The following is a 6,098-nucleotide window of genomic DNA, read 5'->3' on the forward strand; positions in this document are numbered from 1 at the left end:
TCATTGATTTCTTGAGTCTCGACAATGGGATTGTTATTGAACTCTAGGTATAGAGTATCCGTATCTTGAAAGTAGGTGATTTTCATGGCTGACTTGGGTTATCAATAGTTTCTAATCTTCTTCTAATAGTGATTCATTTGGCGGCGATTGCGGTTTTGAGAATTGTCCATCATATTTGAAAGTTAAGCGACAGCGAAGCCTGTATATTGACGTATTTTAGGTTCATGGAATCCCAAAACAATATCTTCTTTAGCAATGCCTGCGCTTAGTAATTCTTTGGTGATACCGTCTTCGGTGTTGTCACATTGTACCCAAATTTTCTCGTTAATAATTTCTAAATGAATCAGACAATCATGATAACGCTGATTCTGTTGCCAACCTTCTGAAATGACGAGATATTGATCATTCTGAGGATCAAAAGCTAGACGATTTTGAATGTCCGCATTGTTATAAATAATTTGGCTATAGGGGACAAGAATCTGATGAATAATTTTGCGGTAATGGTTTAGTTTATCCATTGGGTGATTACCTCAGTTTCGGGGTTAAAGATAATTAGTTTTAGTGTTTTTTCTTCAAGGAGTATTTGACCAATTTCTTGATGAAATAAGCTGTTGAAAGTTTTTTCCCGAATAGCAAGATAAAGAGTTCTATCTAAAAGTTGGCGAAAGTTTTATCTTAGACTGAGACTAATTCAGGTTCACTGATCAGCCGTAGAAGTTTTGAGTGATCAACGGTTTCCATCGCAAAGGTTTGGCCGTTTTGATCGGTAAAATCAATCAGAAAAGCTTGCTGATTAAAAGACATTAAAACAGTTCCCATTTGTCCGCGACGCAGAAGGATGGGCTGATGGGTCGTTTTGTGAGTAGCCGTAACATCTTCCGTTAGGGCAACGAGATCGTATTCTTGAATGGTGTTCATCATGGGCTAGTTAATTAATGGGATAGACATTAGTAAGACGAGGAAAATTTTCAGTTATTTGGACAATCCAGCAACTTAAAATTAAGGATTCTCCGATGTCGGTACAGAGGTTAAATTTCAGATCATAGTGAGTGCCATATTGATCGATTTTATAAAGTTCGGCTTCTCCTTCCATTACTGCTTTTTTAAGAGCATTTTCTAGGATTTCTTTATTAGCTAAGGTAATCCCTAATCTTTGTTTGAAAAGCAAGGCTTTATGTTTTCCTTTTGAATGCTCAGGATTGAGGCAGTAACGTTCAAGTTTGTCTCCTAGGTTGGCTTGATCGGCATTGGGAAGTTTCATTTTATTTGTTGGCTTCTCCTAGGTTTCCCTGAATTTGCCCTAACAATTCCTCACAATCTTTAACCAAGGAAATCCCCAATTCTTGGCATAATTCAAGCGCTTGTTGGCAGTAGTTGAGAGCGCGATCGCAGTGATTCATTTTGTGGGCTATTTCGACAAAGGCTTTTCAATGATTCTTTATCTACCGAAATTTTACGGGAAATAACGATAGAATTCTCGACGATGAAGAACACGAGCAAATGTAATTGTATCTTCTTCAACAAAAAAACCAATTCTATAGTCACCAATTCGGATACGATAGGCATTATATTCTCCTTTTAATTTTTTAAGGTTGTTAATTTCGCTTAGCTGCTTAACTGCTAAAATATCAGTAAAGACAAGGTTTTTTATGACTGAGTAAGAGGAGGTACTTTTTAAATCTTTAAGATCCTTGATAAAAGTAGGAAGATAGTTGATTTTCATTCTTTTTCTAATTCAATTAAAGCTTCCTCCAAAGTTAAGGGAGTTTCATCTTTAACGTCTATCATGGCGCAATAGAGTCCAGTATCTTCATAGGTTTCTATTATTTGTTGATAGTCTTCAAAGTTAATAATAACTTGCTGTATCTGACCTTGATTATCTGTAATCAAGTCTTGAGCAAAGGGATAATCTTTGATGTTCATAATTAATTGTTCCTCATTTTGCTTGGGTTTCTAATCCCCTTCTAATTTGATATTGATTATTTTCGATCAGAGAACGGGCAGCATCACTAAGATTATTATCACCTTCGATAAACCATAAAAAGGCGTGGGTATCCATTAAAATTTTCATGGCATATATTCCTCAAATTCTTCGATGGGATCATCAAAATTGTCAAGCATTTTAACGATGCCTTTTGCGCTTCCATATTGGGGATGTTTAACAGTGGGAGCAAGAGAAATGATTTGAAAGTCTTGACCTTCATGATTCTGGATAATAACTTGTTCACCTTTTGAGGCAGCTTTAAGGAGTTCAGAAAGTTGATTTTTAGCTTCATCTACGGTTAGTTGCATCATGGTTTTATTGGGTTAAATTTCTCAGATAATAATATAATTTATCGTGATTTAATCCTTGCTCAAGTATTGTTCAAGGGTCACATAGTCGCCTGATTGATATTCATCGCGAACTTGTTGAAGTTCTGCTAAGGTTTCCTCGTCGTCTTGATAGGAAGTTTCTTCTGCTTGAAAAATTTGTTGTTCTAGTATTTCTAATAATTGTTGTTTTTGCGTTAAGTCAAGGGATTTAATCGCTTCAGTTAGAGATTCAAAAGTGATTTTAAGATTGATGGTGGTACTCATGAAATTTCTCCTAATTTGACAGAAGCTGAGGTTCATTTATCAAAAAGGTTATTTACTTAATTTTACTACATTCTCCTGAATTTGTGCAGAATAATTTTGTTATGACAAATTTTATAAACTTGAAGCTAATTGAGGTGCGACAATAGTTTCTAGGGAAAAAGCATTCAGATCCGTTAAGTTTCTGGCCTGTTCCAAGGTGATTGCACAAATGTTCCCATTTTTATCAAGATCGACTAAGGTATTTTCATTGATTTCTTGAGTCTCGACAATAGGATTGTTATTGAACTCTAAATATAGAGTGTCCGTATCTTGAAAGTAGGTCATTTTCATGGCTTAAAATTCCTATCAAAAAAAGCATTGTGAACTGTGATACCATCTTCGAGTAAGACAACCCTCAACGCTTTGTTGTCTATTTATTCAATATCAAAATGTTGAGTTTTCTTCAAAAATATTTTTGATAAAATCATATTGTTTAGGGAAAAACTGCATTTTTGTATAATACAAAGGAGATTTTACATGAATATAACCTTTAGCATCATTTGCCCATTCACCGAGCAACATATCGTCACCATATAAATAACCATGAAACTTTGGAAAAGTATGCCAATATTTAATTTCTATTTCTACATTATTTTGCCTCAGTTGTTCATCCTCAAGTATAAATTCAAGGTTTCGATTAATCTTATTTTTAAAGTTTATCGATAATCGATTGGTTGAGATATATATATCAATAAGTTCATCACTCAATCTTTTCAGTATGAGCCTACTAATTTTAGGCTTTTTATCTAAATTAGCCTCATGAAATATTCTTGTAATCCATGCGTAAACAAAGTCTCCCTCTCCAATTGAAACATATAAGTCGTTCAGGATGTCTTTTTTTGTGACAATGTCTGTGAGAATTGCATAGTACTGTTCTGACCTTGTAAGCTGTTCGACTTTTCCAGTTAAATCAAATGTGAGAAGTTGCAGATTTGCTTCGGTTTGAGGCTTAGTATCCATTAAAGCAGTAACAGCAACAGGAGGCGCGGCGGTTTTCTCAGGTCTAGCGATCGCTTTTTTAGAGGGTTCAGAGCGCCTTTTATGCCACTCCTCCGAAAATTTAGTCAAATTTGTTGTCTTATCGCCGCATTTCGCCCACAGAGTTAGGGAGAACCGCCATTCCTCCGACCCCTGCTGTTTGAAACGCTCATCCCGAAGAATGCCTAGATAATCGGCTAAATAGTGGCTAATCGCGTCCCTAACTTGATCTTTGGTCAATTTTTCCCCTTTCTGCTCTGCCAAGCGTACTAAAGCCGCTAAATTCGTCTCAACCCGCAAAAGTTTCCCCTCTTCCCCTAGAGCCAGCTTGACTCCCCAATCATTATCCTCACATTGACAGTGAGCCACATGATCTAATAAGACTTCAAACAAGCGTTTGACCCTTTTTTCAACAGTTTCGCCATAACTCTTCTTAGGCATGGGATTAGATCGGTAGAGGTTTGGGATAGCTTATTTTAGTCTATTTTTTGGGATGATGAAAAACACCTAAGGGACTTGCGCTTTGATAATGTACCTTTTGGGCGAACGCAGTTCGCCCCTACATTGTGGACAAAATTTGATAATGTAGGGGCGCAAGGCTTGCGCCCTCCGATCGATCAGGTTTGCTGATCACCATAAGTAGGGGGAGAGCCTTCAAGATGTTGATGATGAAAAACACCTAATCAGGCAAAACCTAGGGGCCGAAATTGAGCATCGTTGATGATTTTAACCGTTTCTCCTGATTGCTTAATCACAAATAAACCGCGCCGATAAGCATAACTATCTATCCCCTGATCGATTTCAATCCCCGCTACTGCACCATAAACCTGAAAGTCTCGAAATTGGGGAAAGGCTAACTTAAATCGCTGTAATCGATCGAGAAAGTCATCTACATCATCCTTCGAGAGTCGAGATTTACACTCCACCGCCACTAACTCACTGCCATTCACCGCCAGAATATCAATTTCCATCGCTGCCCCGGGACGTTTACTTTTTAAGCGACTCATGGTTTGGGTGACATCAATCCCCCGTTCTTGAAATAACTGCACAACCGCCGGCTCTACCATTTCTTCTATAAAAAGACACAAAGGGGTGGTTAAGTTATTGACGGCTTCGGTGGTGGCTCGTACCAGCTTTTTCAATTCTTCCATCGTGTGATCGGCTTCAGCACTACGGCGATCGGCTTCAGCACTGCGGCGATCAGCCTCAGCACTACGGCGCTCGGCTTCAACATTGCGGCGCTCGGCTTCTTTTTGGAACTCGGCAAATTGAGCCTCGGTTCTTTCAAACAGTTTGTAAATATCGGCGATCGTAATAGCTTCTGACATGGCGTGTTCTTGTCTATTTGAGCAAAGCCGATCCTATTCTAGCAACTCGGCTGGTTGAGAGTATATCGTTCTTTTACCCATCACTTGCTGACAGGATAAATCCGACACCATCCCGACCAAAAATCGCAAATTTTTTCCTCGAAAAGTTTGGGGTACCCCACTCCCCCAAAGCCTCCCCCAAAGCTGAAAGCCTTAGCCAATCAGCTTTTTATTATGCAATTTTTTTTAATTAGACCTCTTGCCTTAGCACATACCCCAGATTTTTTCATAGCAAGTATCAACCTATTGAAGTGGGGAAAATCTTATGTTTTCAATGCTTACGTTCTCAACTGCTACCCTAAAAAACCACCTCAAAAAAAACGGTTTTTTTGTCTTCGATAACCCTTGCGGCGATCGCTGGTTCCAATGTTTAGAGGATATTACCCAAGCAACCCCCGTTATCCAAACTAACGGAGAGATTATCTATCCTATCAAAGCAAATCCTGACGCTATGGGAAAAAGTGATGCACAATCCCCCGGAATTGGGCTTTTACCTCATACAGAATGGTCTTACAAAGCTATCCCTCCTAAATACCTCTGTTTGCGCTGTAAAACTCCGGATCGTTGGGGTGGGGGTGCGACGACTTTGGTTAAGTTTGATGACTTAATGCGTCATTTTACCCTTGAGGAACAACATTTTATGGCGGCTCAACCTCAATATTTTATGTCCAAAGACGGCAAAGAAAGCTGTTTTGCACCAATCTGGCAACGAGATGCCGAAATCATCCGCTTTAGCTATAATGTGCTGGTTTATCGGGAATTTAGCCCCGATATTAATAAACCGATCGCTTCTGGTCTAGATTCCCGTTTAATGGCTTTATGTGGCAAATTTTTGGCACTGTTTGAAGCCTGTCACGTTCCGCTCTATTTAAAAGCAGAACAGATCTTGATCATGGATAATTATACTTGTCTCCATTCTCGCCAATCTTACATTGACCCCAATCGCTGTCTTGAAAGGGTAATGTTTGATGTTCCCTAACGGGAAATCGGGGTTAACTAGGGTCTGCTGAAAAAGTTTGTTGGTGGGGGCAGGGTGTGGGGTGTGGGGTGTGGGGTGTAGGGTTTTACCGATTTTGAGGTAGTCAGTTACCTAATTTTCAGGGAAAAAGTACCTGAATTTTACCCCCGATCCCTCCA

General features: G+C 39.0%; 14 protein-coding genes and 1 pseudogene. 1 reads left to right on the forward strand and 14 read right to left on the reverse strand.

What is annotated here, in order from left to right; all coding sequences use genetic code 11:
- The 14 genes and pseudogenes from IM496_RS15545 to IM496_RS15610 all read right to left on the reverse strand — a co-directional run.
- The coding region (locus IM496_RS15545; protein ID WP_287662473.1) for a DUF2283 domain-containing protein at nt 1–86 on the reverse strand (86 nt) is incomplete at its 3' end.
- A 96-nt stretch (nt 87–182) separates the two neighbouring features.
- Complete coding sequence (locus IM496_RS15550; RefSeq protein ID WP_002762148.1) at nt 183–518, reverse strand: XisI protein; 336 nt, start codon at nt 516–518, stop codon at nt 183–185.
- Nucleotides 506–643, reverse strand: a pseudogene (locus IM496_RS15555) (element excision factor XisH family protein); the annotation flags it as partial. The gene IM496_RS15550 and the pseudogene IM496_RS15555, both read right to left, overlap by 13 nt.
- Before the next feature lie 32 nt (nt 644–675).
- Complete coding sequence (locus IM496_RS15560) at nt 676–918, reverse strand: DUF4926 domain-containing protein (RefSeq protein ID WP_012267894.1); 243 nt, start codon at nt 916–918, stop codon at nt 676–678.
- Between the two features lie 10 nt (nt 919–928).
- A complete protein-coding gene (locus tag IM496_RS15565) occupies nt 929–1,261 on the reverse strand; it encodes a DUF6883 domain-containing protein (RefSeq protein WP_002800853.1) in 333 nt (110 codons plus the stop codon).
- 1 nt (nt 1,262) lies between these two features.
- Entirely contained in the window at nt 1,263–1,400 is a 138-nt protein-coding gene (locus tag IM496_RS15570) for a hypothetical protein (RefSeq protein ID WP_192846038.1), read from the reverse strand.
- Nucleotides 1,401–1,453: 53 nt separating this feature from the next.
- A complete protein-coding gene (locus IM496_RS15575; protein WP_061432389.1) occupies nt 1,454–1,723 on the reverse strand; it encodes a type II toxin-antitoxin system RelE family toxin in 270 nt (89 codons plus the stop codon).
- The gene (locus tag IM496_RS15580; RefSeq protein ID WP_002800856.1) at nt 1,720–1,923 is read right to left on the reverse strand and encodes a RelB antitoxin-like protein; all 204 of its coding nucleotides are present in this window, start codon (nt 1,921–1,923) and stop codon (nt 1,720–1,722) included. The genes IM496_RS15575 and IM496_RS15580 overlap by 4 nt, the downstream gene beginning before the upstream one ends.
- A 13-nt stretch (nt 1,924–1,936) precedes the next feature.
- Nucleotides 1,937–2,071, reverse strand: a complete 135-nt coding sequence (locus IM496_RS15585; RefSeq protein WP_002753982.1) for a hypothetical protein — start codon at nt 2,069–2,071, stop codon at nt 1,937–1,939.
- Nucleotides 2,068–2,295, reverse strand: a complete 228-nt coding sequence (locus tag IM496_RS15590; protein ID WP_287662467.1) for a type II toxin-antitoxin system Phd/YefM family antitoxin — start codon at nt 2,293–2,295, stop codon at nt 2,068–2,070. The genes IM496_RS15585 and IM496_RS15590 overlap by 4 nt, the downstream gene beginning before the upstream one ends.
- A gap of 48 nt (nt 2,296–2,343) precedes the next feature.
- Nucleotides 2,344–2,577: a hypothetical protein gene (locus tag IM496_RS15595; RefSeq protein WP_002800859.1), complete on the reverse strand. Its 234-nt coding sequence runs from the start codon at nt 2,575–2,577 to the stop codon at nt 2,344–2,346.
- Nucleotides 2,578–2,688: 111 nt separating this feature from the next.
- Nucleotides 2,689–2,907 (reverse strand): DUF2283 domain-containing protein, encoded by a 219-nt coding sequence (locus IM496_RS15600; protein WP_002800860.1) that lies wholly within the window; start codon nt 2,905–2,907, stop codon nt 2,689–2,691.
- A gap of 93 nt (nt 2,908–3,000) precedes the next feature.
- Entirely contained in the window at nt 3,001–4,035 is a 1,035-nt protein-coding gene (locus tag IM496_RS15605; protein WP_287662468.1) for a hypothetical protein, read from the reverse strand.
- A gap of 242 nt (nt 4,036–4,277) precedes the next feature.
- Nucleotides 4,278–4,922, reverse strand: a complete 645-nt coding sequence (locus IM496_RS15610; protein WP_287662470.1) for a DUF3782 domain-containing protein — start codon at nt 4,920–4,922, stop codon at nt 4,278–4,280.
- Nucleotides 4,923–5,226: 304 nt separating this feature from the next.
- Here IM496_RS15610 and IM496_RS15615 point away from each other — a divergent pair, with 304 nt between their 5' ends.
- The gene (locus tag IM496_RS15615; RefSeq protein ID WP_353737644.1) at nt 5,227–5,940 is read left to right on the forward strand and encodes a TauD/TfdA family dioxygenase; all 714 of its coding nucleotides are present in this window, start codon (nt 5,227–5,229) and stop codon (nt 5,938–5,940) included.
- Nucleotides 5,941–6,098 lie beyond the last annotated feature (158 nt).

The sequence above is a fragment of the Microcystis sp. M049S2 genome, assembly GCF_020245625.1.
Lineage (GTDB): Bacteria > Cyanobacteriota > Cyanobacteriia > Cyanobacteriales > Microcystaceae > Microcystis > Microcystis ichthyoblabe_A.